At 42.7% G+C, this 16,246-nt stretch carries 20 protein-coding genes, 2 tRNA genes and 3 pseudogenes; 2 read left to right on the forward strand and 23 right to left on the reverse strand.

Going from position 1 to position 16,246, the window contains the following annotated elements; all coding sequences use genetic code 11:
* Nucleotides 1-130, forward strand: a pseudogene (locus tag BLS49_RS25695) (IS256 family transposase); the annotation flags it as partial.
* A 162-nt stretch (nucleotides 131-292) separates the two neighbouring features.
* Here the strand turns inward: BLS49_RS25695 and BLS49_RS24685 are convergent.
* The 15 genes and pseudogenes from BLS49_RS24685 to BLS49_RS02555 all read right to left on the reverse strand — a co-directional run bounded on the left by BLS49_RS24685 (nucleotide 293) and on the right by BLS49_RS02555 (nucleotide 7,593).
* Nucleotides 293-526: a hypothetical protein gene (locus BLS49_RS24685; RefSeq protein WP_217640020.1), complete on the reverse strand. Its 234-nt coding sequence runs from the start codon at nucleotides 524-526 to the stop codon at nucleotides 293-295.
* The gene (locus BLS49_RS02490; protein WP_091226471.1) at nucleotides 504-710 is read right to left on the reverse strand and encodes a hypothetical protein; all 207 of its coding nucleotides are present in this window, start codon (nucleotides 708-710) and stop codon (nucleotides 504-506) included. The genes BLS49_RS24685 and BLS49_RS02490 overlap by 23 nt, the downstream gene beginning before the upstream one ends.
* Before the next feature lie 50 nt (nucleotides 711-760).
* Complete coding sequence (locus tag BLS49_RS02495) at nucleotides 761-1,093, reverse strand: hypothetical protein (protein ID WP_139173091.1); 333 nt, start codon at nucleotides 1,091-1,093, stop codon at nucleotides 761-763.
* 589 nt (nucleotides 1,094-1,682) lie between these two features.
* Entirely contained in the window at nucleotides 1,683-1,871 is a 189-nt protein-coding gene (locus BLS49_RS25570) for a topoisomerase DNA-binding C4 zinc finger domain-containing protein (protein WP_342707167.1), read from the reverse strand.
* 6 nt (nucleotides 1,872-1,877) lie between these two features.
* A pseudogene (locus tag BLS49_RS25575) lies at nucleotides 1,878-2,123 on the reverse strand (restriction endonuclease); the annotation flags it as partial.
* A 12-nt stretch (nucleotides 2,124-2,135) separates the two neighbouring features.
* Nucleotides 2,136-2,348 carry a hypothetical protein gene (locus tag BLS49_RS25580; RefSeq protein ID WP_342707160.1) on the reverse strand — a complete coding sequence of 71 codons (213 nt, stop codon included), beginning with the start codon at nucleotides 2,346-2,348 and terminating at the stop codon, nucleotides 2,136-2,138.
* 443 nt (nucleotides 2,349-2,791) lie between these two features.
* Nucleotides 2,792-3,517: a hypothetical protein gene (locus BLS49_RS02505; RefSeq protein ID WP_091226475.1), complete on the reverse strand. Its 726-nt coding sequence runs from the start codon at nucleotides 3,515-3,517 to the stop codon at nucleotides 2,792-2,794.
* 169 nt (nucleotides 3,518-3,686) lie between these two features.
* Entirely contained in the window at nucleotides 3,687-4,175 is a 489-nt protein-coding gene (locus tag BLS49_RS02510) for a hypothetical protein (RefSeq protein ID WP_175471279.1), read from the reverse strand.
* A gap of 370 nt (nucleotides 4,176-4,545) precedes the next feature.
* Nucleotides 4,546-5,007 (reverse strand): ASCH domain-containing protein, encoded by a 462-nt coding sequence (locus tag BLS49_RS02520; protein ID WP_091226478.1) that lies wholly within the window; start codon nucleotides 5,005-5,007, stop codon nucleotides 4,546-4,548.
* Entirely contained in the window at nucleotides 5,004-5,507 is a 504-nt protein-coding gene (locus tag BLS49_RS02525) for a DUF1643 domain-containing protein (RefSeq protein WP_091226480.1), read from the reverse strand. Before BLS49_RS02525 ends, BLS49_RS02520 begins: the two co-directional genes overlap by 4 nt.
* A gap of 245 nt (nucleotides 5,508-5,752) precedes the next feature.
* Nucleotides 5,753-6,112: a LexA family protein gene (locus BLS49_RS02535; protein ID WP_175471280.1), complete on the reverse strand. Its 360-nt coding sequence runs from the start codon at nucleotides 6,110-6,112 to the stop codon at nucleotides 5,753-5,755.
* A 14-nt stretch (nucleotides 6,113-6,126) separates the two neighbouring features.
* A complete protein-coding gene (locus BLS49_RS02540; protein ID WP_091226485.1) occupies nucleotides 6,127-6,459 on the reverse strand; it encodes a hypothetical protein in 333 nt (110 codons plus the stop codon).
* Nucleotides 6,460-6,470: 11 nt separating this feature from the next.
* Nucleotides 6,471-6,719 (reverse strand): hypothetical protein, encoded by a 249-nt coding sequence (locus BLS49_RS02545; protein ID WP_091226486.1) that lies wholly within the window; start codon nucleotides 6,717-6,719, stop codon nucleotides 6,471-6,473.
* Between the two features lie 29 nt (nucleotides 6,720-6,748).
* Nucleotides 6,749-7,171, reverse strand: coding sequence for a zinc-finger-containing protein (locus tag BLS49_RS02550; RefSeq protein ID WP_217640022.1), 423 nt, complete (start codon nucleotides 7,169-7,171; stop codon nucleotides 6,749-6,751).
* Nucleotides 7,172-7,179: 8 nt separating this feature from the next.
* Entirely contained in the window at nucleotides 7,180-7,593 is a 414-nt protein-coding gene (locus BLS49_RS02555) for a hypothetical protein (protein ID WP_091226488.1), read from the reverse strand.
* Nucleotides 7,594-7,917: 324 nt separating this feature from the next.
* On the opposite strand from BLS49_RS02555, the pseudogene BLS49_RS25145 reads away from it, so the two are divergent.
* Nucleotides 7,918-7,983, forward strand: a pseudogene (locus BLS49_RS25145) (hypothetical protein); the annotation flags it as partial.
* 272 nt (nucleotides 7,984-8,255) lie between these two features.
* Here BLS49_RS25145 and BLS49_RS02565 read toward each other — a convergent pair.
* The 8 genes from BLS49_RS02565 to BLS49_RS02595 all read right to left on the reverse strand — a co-directional run bounded on the left by BLS49_RS02565 (nucleotide 8,256) and on the right by BLS49_RS02595 (nucleotide 16,000).
* Nucleotides 8,256-8,329 (reverse strand) — tRNA-Ile (locus BLS49_RS02565).
* Nucleotides 8,330-8,341: 12 nt separating this feature from the next.
* Nucleotides 8,342-8,415: transfer RNA gene (locus BLS49_RS02570), tRNA-Met, on the reverse strand.
* A 56-nt stretch (nucleotides 8,416-8,471) separates the two neighbouring features.
* A complete protein-coding gene (locus BLS49_RS24690) occupies nucleotides 8,472-8,636 on the reverse strand; it encodes a hypothetical protein (protein WP_175471281.1) in 165 nt (54 codons plus the stop codon).
* Between the two features lie 146 nt (nucleotides 8,637-8,782).
* A complete protein-coding gene (locus BLS49_RS02575) occupies nucleotides 8,783-10,282 on the reverse strand; it encodes an extracellular solute-binding protein (RefSeq protein ID WP_342707161.1) in 1,500 nt (499 codons plus the stop codon).
* Nucleotides 10,279-11,166: an ABC transporter ATP-binding protein gene (locus BLS49_RS02580; protein ID WP_091226489.1), complete on the reverse strand. Its 888-nt coding sequence runs from the start codon at nucleotides 11,164-11,166 to the stop codon at nucleotides 10,279-10,281. Before BLS49_RS02580 ends, BLS49_RS02575 begins: the two co-directional genes overlap by 4 nt.
* A 1-nt stretch (nucleotide 11,167) precedes the next feature.
* Nucleotides 11,168-14,038 carry an ABC transporter permease gene (locus BLS49_RS02585; protein ID WP_091226491.1) on the reverse strand — a complete coding sequence of 957 codons (2,871 nt, stop codon included), beginning with the start codon at nucleotides 14,036-14,038 and terminating at the stop codon, nucleotides 11,168-11,170.
* Nucleotides 14,038-15,135: an efflux RND transporter periplasmic adaptor subunit gene (locus BLS49_RS02590; RefSeq protein WP_091226493.1), complete on the reverse strand. Its 1,098-nt coding sequence runs from the start codon at nucleotides 15,133-15,135 to the stop codon at nucleotides 14,038-14,040. Before BLS49_RS02590 ends, BLS49_RS02585 begins: the two co-directional genes overlap by 1 nt.
* Nucleotides 15,101-16,000: an ABC transporter ATP-binding protein gene (locus tag BLS49_RS02595; RefSeq protein ID WP_091226495.1), complete on the reverse strand. Its 900-nt coding sequence runs from the start codon at nucleotides 15,998-16,000 to the stop codon at nucleotides 15,101-15,103. Before BLS49_RS02595 ends, BLS49_RS02590 begins: the two co-directional genes overlap by 35 nt.
* Nucleotides 16,001-16,246 lie beyond the last annotated feature (246 nt).

Consider the following 16,246-nt stretch of genomic DNA (forward strand, 5'->3'; position numbering starts at 1 on the left):
CGACGTGATAGACTACAATGAACGTTTTAGCGAACGTGTCATTCGTGGCTTCGGTGATCTGGAGGTAAAGAAGAAACTAAATGAGATGTTTGAAGTACGATATCCAGTGCGGGAGACAGAAGAAAAGTAGCCTAATTCCCTTGTTCTTTGGGGCGGGGTTCCCCCGCCCCAAAGAACATCCACACCGACTAACGAACACCCGAGAAGTTACTGTCTACTCATTTACATAAACTTCTTGACGCTACCCACTCAGAACATACGTGCCTGTGTTCGGCAAAAGAAAAAGCGCCGTTTAGGGCGCTTTGACTACTAAATCGAATATTACATCAATGTATCCAGAAAAAGTTTCAACCCAATCTTCATTTGGAGCATCTTCTTTGCTGTAGAATTCCAGAGTTTCGTCGTTCCGAAGTGAGATGCTGAGTTCACTACCTTCATAACGGTTTCTAGTATGAAACTGTTTGTTCACTGTTTCCACCTGAAAGTTTTTGTGGACTGTGATCTTAACTACCTGATTGCTCTGCAATCCAAATATCCCTTTCAGTAAACAAGAACAAGGTTAAGTCCTGTTTCCCGGAATAAAGATTCAAGGGATAAAAAGCATTCACACTCTCTGAAGGAACAACTTGATCAATAATGTGTAGAATTTCCCAATAGGCACGATTTTCTGGACTGCTAAGTTCCTTCTTAAACTCCTCGAACGTTGACATCATACTCCTCCCTTCAAACATCACAACTCGACATCAGGAAGGATTTCCCTCTAATCATCAGAATTTCGAAATTTAAAAACTGCCACAAAATTAGATACAGCTTCGAAAGCTCCTAAAAAAATTAAAAAACATTGAGATAAGGAAAGTGACTGTGGCCATGCTGCAACTAAACCTCCATTCTCATAAGTCAAAAAATAAGCTCCAGCTGCTAAAAGGGCATAACCAGTAGCTTTTAGCGCACTTATGGCTCTTTCAAATAAATCAGAATTAAATTTGAAATGTTTAAGAATTAAACTACCAACTAAGAATACCGCCAAAAATACCATACTATCAACTATTATTTTGTTGAAATATTCAATCGGTATCAACTTATCATCCATCATCTCTACCCCCTAATCCCACAATTCGACATTAGGAAATATTTCCCTGCTTTACACATCTCTGTTTACTACAAAACTGCTTTGTCCCTGTCCAGGTTCCCCAAATACACGTTTTGCATCGCTCTGGCTGCTTTGGTTGCAAACGTGGCTTTTGAAGCCTATTACGTTTCCCTGCCATGTCTTCGCTCACCTCTATTCCTGGGTGGCCCCGCTCTCCCGAAAGTCACTTTTACCAACCATTTGATGATCTTCACACCATCACGCTCCGTTCAACAAATAAAAAAAGCCGCTCCGGATCAGGAACGGCTTTGGCTGTACTATGTACGGTATTTACGGAATAAATAACGCATTTTGAAGGAAAAACACTAATTATGGCTGCTACTATAACGCTTATTAAAATCTGGCGAACATAGTGTCCGCCGCAAAAACGCTACGCTCTTTGCTTTAAAGAATACGTACTCAGTTACTAGAGAGGAATGACAAGACCATTTTATCGAGCAGACTATAATCGGGTCAAAATATGTTTACTTCGAATTCGTTTAAAAACCACGTATTGTCCGCCTAAATCTGAAAAAACCTCACTATTTCGCATTTACCTAACTTTACTGGTCTTCATGTACCTACATTTTGGGAAGCTGCTGCAACCATAGAATTGCCCTTTTGCACTCTTCCGGAGCACCAACTTATTCCCGCATTTTGGACAAGTCATTTCGTCAACTGATGTTGTAGCCATAACCGCCTTTGGTTTCGGAGTAGTTCCCGGGTTCATTGCAAGAATCATTTCAACCAATTCCTCACGGTTTACCAAGCGGACTCGATTCGACTTCGCTAAGTCATAAGTTGCAGCAGTGAAATCGCTATTTGTGACGACCCATGCCTCAGAAGCCCCATAATGAGCAATAGCTGCCTGCGCTTCTTGTACTGCTTTGATTCCGACATTCTTACTATATCGTTTCGCCTGAACAACGATTTTCTTACCATCCTTCTGGATGATCAGATCGGCGCCAAAGTCGCCAGCAGCTTTGGTCACCTGTGCTTTGTATCCCTAAGCTTGGAATAAATGGCCTAGATATTGCTCGAACTGAACGCCTTCCATCTTGTCTATATCAGCGATTCCGGACCGTTTAAGTCGCTCAGTTCTTTTTATGCTAATCATTGTAGAAATAGCTATAAAAGTAGCCAAGGCTATGACTGTAACAATAATAGCCGCATTAAATGACTTGGTTAGACCATACGTACCAAAAATAGAAGCGAACAACAGAAGCCCGAATAACCCCTGAATAAATTCCTCTTACTGCTTTGCCTTACTCTTTCTTCTTGCCATAATAATCCCCCATCGAATTTTATCTTTACACAATCATTCGACAATTGGGACTATATTCCTGCAATGCATAGAAAAGGCGAGAAGAGGTACGCTCCGGTGCAATGCCGCATTCATGCAGCCGTGCGTGTCATTCTCGCCTTTTTCTATGCTCCTAATGTATCATGGAAAAACTGTCATGTAGTGTTCAAGTTAGCGTCAAAATGGAAAGTAATTCTTTCAAAATTAATTAGGCAAATTATTAGTAATATCTATAATGTCATTTCTTATATCGATGTTAAAAACAAATATTGTTAATAGACACAATAAAATTAGGACCACTAAAATTATGCAAATTATAAGTAAGTTTCGCTTCATAGATGTTTTTTCCCTTCCTGCACTTAAAGGTTATACATACCACCGTCAGCTTCTTTAGCCTTACTAACCGAAATCCACTGATGTTTTGTCCCTATAACTATACCAGTCGTAGCTTCTTTAAATTCCCAGTTACAGGTGAAATAGGCATAGTATCCATCAGATGTAATATGAGGAGTATCAGGGTTTTTATTGATTTGTGCCATAGGTACCCAGTTTTGAATGACATCTGCCGAGTGTCTTAAAATTCTAGATATTTTACTGGTGTCTTTAGCAACTACTTTGATTTCTACTTCAAAACTTAATCTCAATTTATACCAGTCTATACCCAAAAGGGTAGCAGTTGCTTCAATGCCTTTACTAAAAATTTCTGTATCTCCTATAGCCAGTGTTGATACCCCATAACTATTTATAGAAGGTTCGGAAGTAGTTTCTATTGTTTGTGTACTTATGATTAAATCCCCGTTAAAAAAAGATTGTTCCTCTGTATTATTTAATGATGAAGTAGTAGCTGTGAACAAAGTTTTAAGAAAATTAGGATCATTTAAATATTTGACAATCTTCTCTTGTTTTTCCCTTGGAAGACTTTTGTACTTATTAATAAAAGATTTTGAATCTTGGAAAGAATTTGTAGAAAGGCTTGCAGTAGATTCGTAATAACTTATTAGCTGCTCAGGAGTCAGTATTTTAAAGGGTTTTACAGAATCTGCACTAACGCTTGGAACCAACACCAACAATAAAATAAAAGACATTAATACTGCACCAATTTCCTCATCTCTTAATCCTCCTAATTGGATTTTTTGTCCAGTTAATTTGAATAACTGGGATAATTAACCATTACTATCATATGTCAACAAAAATATTTATCAATGTATACAATGTGAATATTTAACTATAATTATATAAATATACTTTTTCGTTTTATTTTTTTGTCTCGTTTTCGAAAAAAACCATCAGTTTTAGGGTATTTGAGATACATTCGACTCCTTCTAAGATCTTTCGTCGTATAGTGCTTTCTGACAAGCCCCGTCGGAAGAATAGCAACGTCTCTTTGTAAGAAAATCCCTGAATGTACCGATATTCGATCACTCGCTTCACATCTTCATCTAGGATGAGCGACCAGGCACGCCGCATCTGGTGCGTATATAAATGATACTGTTTATATACCCAACGCTGCTTTTCAATAAGGATAGCCGCATTCGCAGTCTTGTCAGCATACAAATCTTCCTGATCGATACGGCGCGTAACCTCCCCATCAACGGCCACCTGTTTCAGATCCTCTTCGAACCTTTCAAAATCCTGCATAAGCATTGTCATCTCTTTATATTTACCGAGCATGAATTTTGTACGCTGGATCTCTTCTTCTGTTGCTTTCGGAAATAGTTCTCCTTGTTCCCAAGCCATCGCCATTCCCCTCATTCCCCTTTATGGTATAATTTCAAGAGGAATAGTTTACTGATTGACCCCCTCTCCCGGCCAGGTTATGGGGGGCATTGTATAAAATATTTGGCACGCTTAATTTGGAGGGCTTGATTTGAACGAAATTTTGTCTGCCTGGTACCTAGACCTCACTACGATGTTTATAGGCATTTTAGGAATAGGTATAAGCTATGGGTTTGAAAAACTATTTAAATGGAAACATCAAAAAAATGGAACAAGTCCCAGATCGAGATTCGATGATCCCAGTGTCTATAGGATAACGATTTATTTCTATATTGGGCTTATCATTTATATTATAGTCGAACCTATTTTCAAGTTTTTCTTTTAATGAAGGCGAAAGTTAAATGCTTCTCGGCCTGATACTGGTCCAATTCCACAGTCCTTGCTGGCCCTTGGCCGGAATCGGTTCTGGCAGCATCCGAACATTATCCAATTCCCAAGCGTAACGCCCTAACGAATAATCGCTAAATTTACATTCTTTAGCACTTACATCCTTGGTAGCTCCGTTTTCACCATTGAACAATACTGTTGCTCCGCTGACGTAATCTTCTCCGATCGCCCAACATTCTAATAAATAGGCAATTGCCACAATACCACCGGTTGGCAGATTATCCGCCGTACAACCATGTTTTTCGAGCGTGGATTTGATCGGTCCCCATTCGCATGCTTGCCGATCAACTTTCTTGCCCGCATGAATCGCCAGTTGCCCTCGGTAGTTGGTACGCCACCCTCTGGTTTCATTATGTTTTTCATTAATGGCTATCAATGTCGCATACGGTTGATGAATCGTTATGGCTTTCACGAAATCGCCTCCCTTGGATAAGCAAGTGGCTGTTGGTTGGAAGCAATATACAGCGGGTGCTTTGGATGTCCGCCTGCTGTAATATCAAGACTTACTGGTTTATATTTTGCGATCAAATCAATAACTTCTCGATCACGTCCTTTATAACTGCCTTTCGTCCCCCACGCGACCACGATTTTATGTGCAACTTCCGCTGACTCAAGTATGTGCCGATTATTCTCCGGACCAACTGGATCGGAACAGAATTTAAGTTCTCTCGGGTCCGTCGCACGGTAAGCAAATAAGTTTCTGACTTCTAACGCACCATATCCCCATTTCTTTGCAAATCCAACGCATCGACGGATAGTAGGATCGTCCTCATGCGTATCAGCTGTACTCGGATTAATCATGATGAATAAGATGACTGGCAATTTTACATCCCATATTCGCCATAAAGAGTATCTATAAATTCCGGTTGGATCAATTACTGCTCCTTTGTTATAGATTGCTTTATCACTCATAGATTTCACCGTCTTTCTAATAAATTGGAAACACTGCATTCAACTTCTCAATTTCATGGGATTTAATAATTCGAAAATACCCCGTTAAAGCAGCATTATGCTGCTCCTTTAGACCCTCAGCGAACAGTCCGCAAAGGTGGAGCATTATCTCAAGATCGGCTCGGTTGTTTGCTATTAGGTAGAGTCTCAATTTCCCATCGCGACCAGCATTCCAGGTTATCTGAGGTACCTCTGGAATATAACTTTTACTTACCATTGCTCAGTTGCAAGGTTTTGATAGCTATATTCTTCATCGTGATCGCTGAACTTCCGATAATGTCCATGCCGGCAATGCGCTCCAATGCCTCTTGAAGTCTGGTGATCTTTGCATCCTTATCCGCTATCGATTCGTGCCCAACGATCTGCAGCTCACGAGGTCCGTTTCCCTTCTTGATAAATCCCTTCCGTACAAGGTTCTCAAGTATGTTAAATGCCGTTGAGGATGAGTTATGACCCATGTACTCTGCTATCTCCCGCACTGTAGGAGGATAACCTTTACTGGATACGAATGATTTTATGAATTCAAGCGCCTGCGCTTGGCGCCGGGATAATGGTTTGGTACTCAATGTAATCTCTCCTTTTAAAACAATTCCATTTGTCCGAACTCTAAATCTTTTAACTGAACAAAATTCGGAGCTTGTTCCCAAGCATCTCCGCCATAACCAATAAATTCACGCTCTCGGCGGATTTCGTAGGGTTTCCTTAGTACCCTGTAATGATAAAGGCGGCCTGCAGTATACCCCGACAATGCCCGACCGATGATGTTCCATTTATAATATTTGTTAACTGCGATCAGTTCGATGTTGGCACCCACAGCAGCAAGGATTTCATTAATCCCCTCAGCATGTTGAATCATCTCTGGCTTGCTGGCTTCCACTGCACGAGAAGATCCTCTATAAAAGAAATCAAGCATGATCATTCTCCTTAGAACAATGTCAATTGAATCGGATCGGGTTCCTTCAATACAGCTAAGCGATCCCAATTTGTTGCTGGCCAATCTCCAGCATAGTTCTCCCCTCTAAAGAAAACTCGTTCATATCCAGAAGGAACAATCACACGTTTTTCAAAACGAGCCTGGCCTTCAGGAATGATATGTGTCCAATTGCCGGGAGGAGAAAACAAAATCTCCCGGCTCAAGTCCACACATTCTTGCCATGTGATATGATTTTCCATTTCATCACCTCAAATAATCCCTAACTAATTCAGCGCCAACTGATTCCTTTGTGCCAACTTGGCTGCTGCAGTATTTCCAATGCTTTATGCAGCATTTCCTTATCAAACCACCCGAAGTGGCATTCAGCGTGAGGAATACCAAGTACATTCGCGAGTCTTCCATACGCCTGCTCACGCTTGATATTCTGGTTAAGTTTCCATATCGGATCAAACAAGGCGTGGCATTTTTTCTTGAGCTCTCGCAGCTCACGATTGGCTAATCGCCCGAGTGGAATATCAGTCCCAGTATGAACGCCAACATACGCGTCACAACTTGTACATTTATAGCACCGACCATTGCCATACTCTTTGCCATATATCGCAGCATTGCTAGTAAAAACGACGCTACTACTGCAATATGGGCAACTTGTTGGAATCGGGTATATATTTATCATATTTATCATTTTTCTCATTTCACAGTTCACACCGCTTCTTGTTTACTAAATGCCTGGCGGTTATGCTCCGAAAAGAACCTTTGAACATGCTCTGTCACATCTTGACCAGGAAGCAGCTCCGAGAGATCCGTTGCCACGAAACGGACAACCAACTGCATCAGGTCAAACAGTTCGCGCATAATACGCTCCCGATCCAAACCGAGTGATTCGAATGTGCCTCCCAGGGCTTCCAGCCCACTATATACGTTCTGCCTCTCCTGGAGGGGATCAGTGCCGGCGGTGATTGGAACGAACAGCGAAACGGCTGAACCAAACACTGGCGTTACAACTTTACTGGTCTGACCTGCAGTTGCAAGTTCTTGCTTCAGTCGAGTGTTCTCTTCCTCTAACTCCGAGATGCGAGTACCAGCTTGATCAGCAATGACAGCAGCTCCGGACATAGCATCCTTCAGCCGTGAGATCTCTGCAGCTTGTTTTTGAGCAGCGTGAGCTGAAGGTCATCCAAACCGCCAACTGGACACGATCGGGGCTCGTTATACAGCGTCAAAGACGAATGACTCCATACGCCGAGTAAAGTTATTCCAGGCTGTTATAGACGATCTGCAGGAGCGTTACAAGCAAATCCAAGCTATAAAGGATGAGTATGGGGATGCATACGAGGATAATGACCTTGTCTGCTGCTATCCCACCGGAGGATATATTAAGCCAAAACGTATTACAGAGGGCATGGATGTACTTGTGCGAAAAAGGCTGATGTTAAGAAGATTCGCTTCCATGATCTCCGCCACACACACGCTTCGTTTCTTCTTAAGATTGGTATCAATCCTAAGGTAGCTGCCGAACGCCTCGGGATGACTCCGGCCATGTTTAACGAGCGATATTCTCACCTGCTCCCTACAATGCAAGATGAAGCTGTAGATCGGATCGAAGCTGAACTGAAAAAGCATGCCGAAAAATCGATTGATTCTTCTGATAATTGAGCCACCGTTAGCAAATCCGTTAGCAAATCATCATTTCTGGCCTTTTTTCATCCTACTATTCACCTTCAAACACATTCTATACACAGCAAAAAACCCTTGCTACGCAAGGGTTTCTCTTCTTATGGGCCCTGAGGGACTCGAACCCCCGACCAATCGGTTATGAGCCGACCGCTCTAACCAACTGAGCTAAGGGCCCATGTTACTATTATTGCGGGGGCAGGATTTGAACCTGCGGCCTTCGGGTTATGAGCCCGACGAGCTACCGGGCTGCTCCACCCCGCGTCAGTAAACAGCGACAATATTTAATATACACGAATATGTCGGGATATGCAAGTCTTTTAAGGAATAAATCTTACTCCATATTTTCCTCTGCGGGAACGGAAAATTTCAATTTCCCTCATTTCATCAAAGCCGTATATCCAGCCATCCTGCTCCAATCTCTTCGCAAGACAACCCGCTTGAAATTTAGTTCTGTACAGTTTATTAAAATATATCCAACGCATTAAATGTGATTCCCCTTCCGTTAATGTAATTTATGTCTCTGACTATAGAGTACCCAATTAAGCTCAAAAAAAGTAATGATAATGAAAAAAAGACCACCAGATTATTGGTGGCCTCACTAATCCCTTTTTTATTTTATCAAGCTTGATTAACCCCTTACTTCTCCCTCTGGAATAAATGGAGTTCCGTCATCCTGAAATTGGGTTTTAGGGTTCAGCTTAATTTCCTGAAGCATTCCATTGCCCTTTTCCGACCATTCCTTCAAGGCTTCTTCAGGAGTTTTCTTGTTCTCCAATACCTCATTAAAATAGGTTCGACCTACATTCGTTATGCTGTAAAGGCCTGGCTTATCAGCCATCAGCTTATCAGCCTTTGGATCAGTTGGTGGGAATGGCTTCAACGTATAGAACGCCTGAATGTTATACGAAAGACCTTGTCTAGGCTGAATATAGGACTTGCGCGACACCATTTCATACGTATTGCTCCGGGATTTCAGCTTCGCGTACTCCTCCCCATTCACAAACTGAATGAATTCCCAAGCTGTCTCAGGATTTGCCGCACTGCTGTTAATTGAGAAAGTATAGTTATACCAAATGTTTCCCCCTATTCCAGGGTTCTCTGGATGCACAGGAACCGTTACAACATCCCAATCAATTGGTGTAAAGTTTTTAATTTTTGCAGCATTGTTGTTTGCATCCGCGATTTCATTGACGAAATTGCTCTCAGAAACGGTCATTGCTACTTTTCCAGAGAGGAACAAATCACTCGAAACAGCACTCCACGTCTCATTTGGATCGTTAAGGTTAGCTCCAGGAATAATCTTATCTTTAGACAGCTTGCTAATCGTCTCCCATACCTTCACCCATTGAGGGGAACTCACGGTCATGTTTTCGGCTTTGTCATCGTAAACCTTAAGCTGTAAACTGTTAACATAGTTATACTGCATATCCCAGAAAGGGTCATTACCTTTATAACGATTGAAGGAGAAGCCGTATACTCGATCCTTACCTTCTCCATTAGCCACCAGGCGAGCTTTGTTAAACATATCGTCCCATGTCATATTGTCAGTTGGGGGCTCCACACCAGCATCCGTGAAGATTTTCTTATTGAAATACAACGCTGATGAAGAGAAGGATGGTGTCAATGCATACAATTTGCCCTCACCAATATCCTTAAGGCCATTAATAACAGAAGGGACAAAATCCGTTGTGTCAAATTTATCCTCCTGAATCAAAGGATCGAGCTCTTTCACCATGTTTTCCTGAATTAATTGCTTCAAAATAGAAGTATCCCCCATAACAACATCTACAGGGTTGCTTCCAGTCATAATTTTCTTCATGCTTTCCATGTTATCGGGTTGTTCAATCGGTGTGGTTCCATCATTATAACGATATTGGTTTTGATCCACCGCCGGAACGATTTCGATCTTTACATTATTGTGTGTAAACTCAAAAATATCCGTATATTGTTGACGAAGCCACGAATCATCCGATCCACCGTACAATACGCCTATACGAAGAACTTTTTCTTCATTGGTATTCGACTTTTTTGTTCCATTGCAACCGGACAATAGCCCTACAGCAAGCGTAACTGCCAAAGATACTGTCAATACCTTTCCCATTTTCTTCAACCTGTTCGTCATCATCATTTATCCCCCTCTAATGATTTCGGTGCCATAATTACGATACGTTCGCCATCAAATTCCATACTGGCACGTCCGTCGATGCCAACAGCCTCTAGATACTCTTTAGGGACTTGAAGTCTACCGACCCGATCTACTACTACAAAAGCTTCGTGTATCTCCTGTAAACCGCCGTTCAAAGCACCTTCTACAGTTGCCAGATCCAGATTAGGATTACGCTTCACAAACTCGGTGCTTGTTAACCCATCCCGGATTGCTACAACCCGATCTACCTTACTGGCTAGTGTCAGATCGTGTGTAACGATAACAATCGTAATTCCTAGCTCACGGTTTACCTCGCGGAATATTTTCATAATTTGATCCGAAGTAGAAGTATCAACTGAACCTGTAGGTTCATCAGCAAGAAGCATCTTAGGACGATTAGACAAAGAGATGGCGATTGCGACCCGCTGCTGCTCACCGCCCGAAAGCTGATGCAGCTTATTGTGCATACGGTCCTTCAGACCAACCCATTCCAGCAATTGCTTAGCGTAAGCCCGGTCAAGCTTGCCAGTTAACAGCATTGGCATTTCTACATTCTCGAGCGCTGTCAAATAGGGGAGCAAATTTCGCGCATTATTTTGCCAGACAAATCCAACCGTATTCCGCTTGTACTCTACCAGCTGATCATCACTAATTTTAAGCAAATCCCATCCTCCGACATTGACCTGACCAGCCGAAGGCCGATCAAGTCCACCGAGGATGTTGAGCAATGTTGATTTACCACTACCACTGTTACCGATAATCGCCATCATTTCGCCTTGCTCAACCGTTAAATTTAATCCTTGAAGAGCAACTACTTCGATGTCATCGGATTTAAAAATTTTTACTAGTCCTTCACAATGAATCATATTACCGCTCCTCTCCCATCTTGACCGCCTGATGGACACGGAGACGACGAATTTGCCAGAACAGAAGTCCCGCCCCAAGCATCAGCATGATGAATACGACAGCGTATAGTTGTAAAGTGTCCGAGGAATTAAAGACAATCCTGAACGGAGGTACTTGTGTTGTTACGTTATCAGCCGTCTGCAAGAATGGAAGATAGAGTTTCCCGACAAGCTTGCCGATTACGATCCCTAGTACAATAGATAATCCCGCGGTCAAAATCTGCTCGGTCAGCAGCATAAACGTTAACTGTCTGCGAGATAAGCCCATCGCACGCAAAATACCAAATTGCACTACTCGACCTGATAAATTAAAGAACCAGTACAGTACATAACCGATCAATGATACAATGACTGACACGAGGAACCCTAGGCTTAAAATACCAAATACGCCACCACGGGTAGGATGCTTACTTTGTGCAGTCAACTCACTCCGCACATCCTTAACTGAATACAGCTCTACCCCTTGATCACTCAATTTCTTCATTAATGGCCCTACCAAAGCACCCGGTTTCATTTTAAGCCATACTTCATAAGGTATTAGAGGCGATTGGTCATAAATATAATCCAGATTTGCCACGATAAATGGTGCTTGATCAGGATATTGGCTAGGCCAATATGGTATGATTCCATACACCGCGAAATCAATCGCTTGATCTCCAATAGAAACGGTAATTACGTCCCCTGTCTTCAGCTTGAATTTCTCAGCCAAATTTGAAGGGACTAGAGCCGCACTCTCATTCATCCCTAATAAATTCAAATATTGATACGGATGCGAAGGAAATAGATCGTTACGGAACCAAGCAACCTGTGCAAAATCCACATTATCAACACCCATCACATTGCCTTGCCCGGCAGAACGGCCAGAAATGATAATATTCCCTTTAGTCTGCAAAACTCTAGCAACGTGCTCAACCCCATCCAATTCATGAAATACTTGGAACGGCGGCTCTGAAAAAATTTGTTTTTCCGGCTGACCGTTTTGGCCGCCTTGACCGCCACCTTGACCTCCTTGGCCACCCTGACCTCCGTTTTGCCCCTGACCGGAACCACTCTGAGTTTTTTTCATTTCAGGCGTAGCTTCCCACACAGTTTTCATAATAACGTCTGCACCATATTTATAGAGCGTTCGTTCTGTAGAATTCAGATCGATCGTTCTCGCAGCTGAAGCATTATATACTCCCAGTCCTAAAGTTAGAACAAGCAAAATCATTAGCGGATAATAGGACGAAGCCGATCTTGACAATTGAGTCAAGCTCAAATAATAAGGTACCGGCAGCCATTTCTTCCCAAGCCAGCCAATCAGTTTGAGCAGCCACGGGAAAACACGGAGAAAGAATAGTCCTATCGAAAAAATAGCAAGAGCAGGCACAAAGAACAGGAATGGCTGAACCTGCAGCTCATCTGTCGTCATTCCAGTCTGAAACGTCAATATTTGACGCTCTTGGAACAAATAAAATCCATATCCCGCGATTCCTACCAGGATAATATCAATGAACCAGCGCTGCCAAAATGGAAGTCGATCTGAGCGCGCTTGTTTCTGCTTTGCATTCACAATTGAAGCGCGAGCATAGGATATCGCCGGTAATAGCGTTGCAAGAATAGCAATTATGACAGCGGCAGCTCCCAGCGCAATTGCATCCAGATTGAATCCCACCGGAATCGACTTTCGATTTACAAAGGTCAAAAATCCGTTAGCAGAGCCGATGCTTTTGGACATAAACCAGCCTAATAAAGGTCCTAGTATCATAGCTACAGCACCGAGAATAAGACCTTCAAGAAGATAGATCATAATGATTTGCTTCGTAGATGCGCCACGACTTCGAAGCACTGCAATATCACTTTGCTGTTTATCTAACGACTGACGGGCATTCATCACAATATAATAGAAAACCATAGCAATCATCGGTGCCGCCAGTGTAAATAATAACGTCTGCATTTGCAGGCTTTGCTTGCGGAACTCACTCAAAAGACTGCCAAAGGAAATATCAACCTTTGTATCCTTCAGCTTCTGGTACAATTCCACGTTTAGACGGTCCAAAGTACTTGATAGTGGTGTCAACTGGCTTGTTGTGATCTCTCTGAGATCAAACGCATAATACCAGCTAGAATTATGTAATGGAATGGACAAGTTCTTTAGCAGACCGTCATTAAATACCTTTTCACTAACAAAAAGGTTGTTCATCATGCCTTCGAAACCTTGGTACCAATAAGGATCGGTTTCTTCTGTCGCTTGGAACGTACCTACGATTTTTACTTTGAGCGTAACATCCACACCACTGGATATCGGATACTCCATTACATCTCCGACATGCAGATCTTGTCGGTACATCGCTTCTTCCAGCATCAAGGCTTCCAGCATATTTCCGTCCATTTGGTCGGAGTACATTTGCCCTCCGGTTACAGAGACTTGATCACCTAATTCACTCATAGAGACGATCGTCATTGTTCGTGTTCGGCTGGCATCGACCTTGGATGGATCTTCCGGATACACTTCCGTACTCCGAATCGAACGGGAATTCATGTAAGTCTCAAACGGAAAGCCTATTTCCTTGGGTACTTCATCCTTAATATATTGACTTACAGCCTCAAGACCTGCTAAATCGGTTTTGGTGCCTCCCGGGGCCTGATAGCCCATGATTAACGATCCAGCTGGAAGTCCTTTACTCTCTTCTTTTAATGAACTGGATACAACGCGCTTAAGAGAGCCGTCAGAATACATCGGTATACTGACCGTAAATGAAACCGCAACGACCAATCCAAGCAAGGTGCTAAGCGTCAGCCATTTCGTGTTCCACATTTTGCGGAACATCAGACGTATAAGAGGTACTCCCATTAACGACCCACTACTTTCTGTCCAGGTGTTAATCCTTTAAGGATTTCCATTTCGGTCGCTGTTTGAAGGCCTACTTCCACATCAACCTCACGCTTCGAGCCGTCATCTTCAATGACCTGTACATAAGTACGCGATCCTACCGTGCGCAGTGCTGCAATCGGAATCAACGTTGCGTTCTCTTTCCGCTGGGTTACAATGCTGGCACTCAGCGGTCGACCGCGTTCCACATCACTAGGCCATTTATCCAGCTCAATGATCAGGTATTTATCAATAGAATCCTTATTGGCATTATTTCCGCCGTCGTTGTTATTGTTATCATTTGTGGAAGCCGTGTTAACTGGCATTACTTTAACCTTGCCAGCGAACTCGCCAGCTGCATTAATATCAACCTTCGCTTTCATGCCTACAGACAATTTCGCCAAATCCTCTTTGGCAAAAGATGCTGCAACCACCAAAGACGAAGTGTCTGAAATTATGCCGAGCGAATCATATGACTTCACCGTTGCGCCTTTTTCTGCTTTTATCGAAACTATCGTGCCCGCGAACGGTGCCTTCAGCGTTCCATCAGCAATTTTTTGTTCAAGGTCAGCCAATTCCTGACGTTGTTCCTCGAATACGATCGCTGCTTTTTCGAATTCAATTTCATCCATTTCTTCTTTCGTCCGAAGCGTCTCTTTCATAGAAATCTCCTGTTGTCGGAAATCAAGCCGCTTCTTTCGAAGATCTTTCTGCAGACTCTTAACGTCCAGCTGGATCAATGTGTCACCTTTTTTGACCTTATCTCCAGCCTTTACCAGGACACTTTGGATATGAAGTCCATCTTCAGTAAAATACAATGCTTCTTCACGCTGACTCATGAGCTTGCCTACAGCGCTTACTTTTAGCTCAATCGGTCCTGAAGTAACTTCATATTCAGGTTTTTTGGAAACAGTCGGCGGTGTAATAACCGGCAACACTTCTTCTTCGTCTTCATTCGGGAGCAAGGAACAACCCGTCGCGGCAACTAAAATAAAGCATAATGACAACAAAGTCAGCGTACGTGCCAAAGCCCCTTTTTTTCTACTAGATAAATACTCCATCCACCATTTCGTAAACATGGTCCGCTACCTCCAAGATTGTAGGATCGTGTGTAGTCATACAAATTGTCACTTGTTCTGTATGTATTATATTTTTGAACACAGCCATTATCTGAGCACCCATCTGCGAATCCAGATTCGCGGTAGGTTCGTCTGCCAGAAGCAGCTTCGGTCTATGAGCGATAGCCTTAGCGATCGCAACACGTTGCTGTTCCCCACCAGACAATTCAAACGGGCGATGAAACATTCGTTTTCCAAGACCGACTAGTTCAAGGCAATGCTTCACCCGTGCTTTCCACTCTTGAGGTGGAACGCCCGCCATACGAAGGGAAAGCTCGACGTTTTCCCAAGCAGAGAGCAAGGGCAACAGTGCATAGGCCTGAAAAATAAAACCGATCTGGTCACGGCGAAGAACAGTCCGTTTATCGTCGCTTAATTCATGCAGTGGCTGCCCACGAAACAGTATCTCCCCCGTTGTGGGTTGATCCAGGCCACCTAACATGTTGAGCAGTGTCGTTTTCCCCGATCCTGATCTTCCTTTCAACATGACCAGTTGGCCGTGGAGCACCTCCATATTTATTCCTTTAAGGACGTGAATTTCCCCCCCTCCCACCGGAAAAGTACGATGCACTTCCTTTACAGACAAAATAGACCCTTGCTCTTTGACATGTTCCGGAACTGCGTATGCTTCCTCAGTAACAGATAGCTCTTGATCAGCCATTCCAAGCTCGGTTTGAAGTTCAACATCCATCTGATTTAATTCATCAGGTTGTTGTTCTTCAACCCCCTCCTGAAGCTGCTGGTTAACTCCATCATCCACTATTGCCCTATCAGTCAATTTGTCGGAATCTGCAAGTTTTACCTCTTTGCGAAACCATCGCATCATCGTGTATCGATCTCCTAAATCGTATTTTCACTCTGTTACCTAACCGTTTAACCCTTATAGAAATTAACCAATATTATCTACTAACGATCAGGTCCCTTGCATTATAAACGAAAAACAGTTCCAAAAAGTTACAATGTTTTTTACGATATTGAAATTAATTTTCCATATTTTTATTACTGAATATATTTGTCATTTCTGATAGGATAGCTACGATTGCCTATGAAGACTTGTATCATAAATTCTTCT

The sequence above is a fragment of the Fontibacillus panacisegetis genome, from assembly GCF_900102215.1.
GTDB lineage: Bacteria > Bacillota > Bacilli > Paenibacillales > Paenibacillaceae > Fontibacillus > Fontibacillus panacisegetis.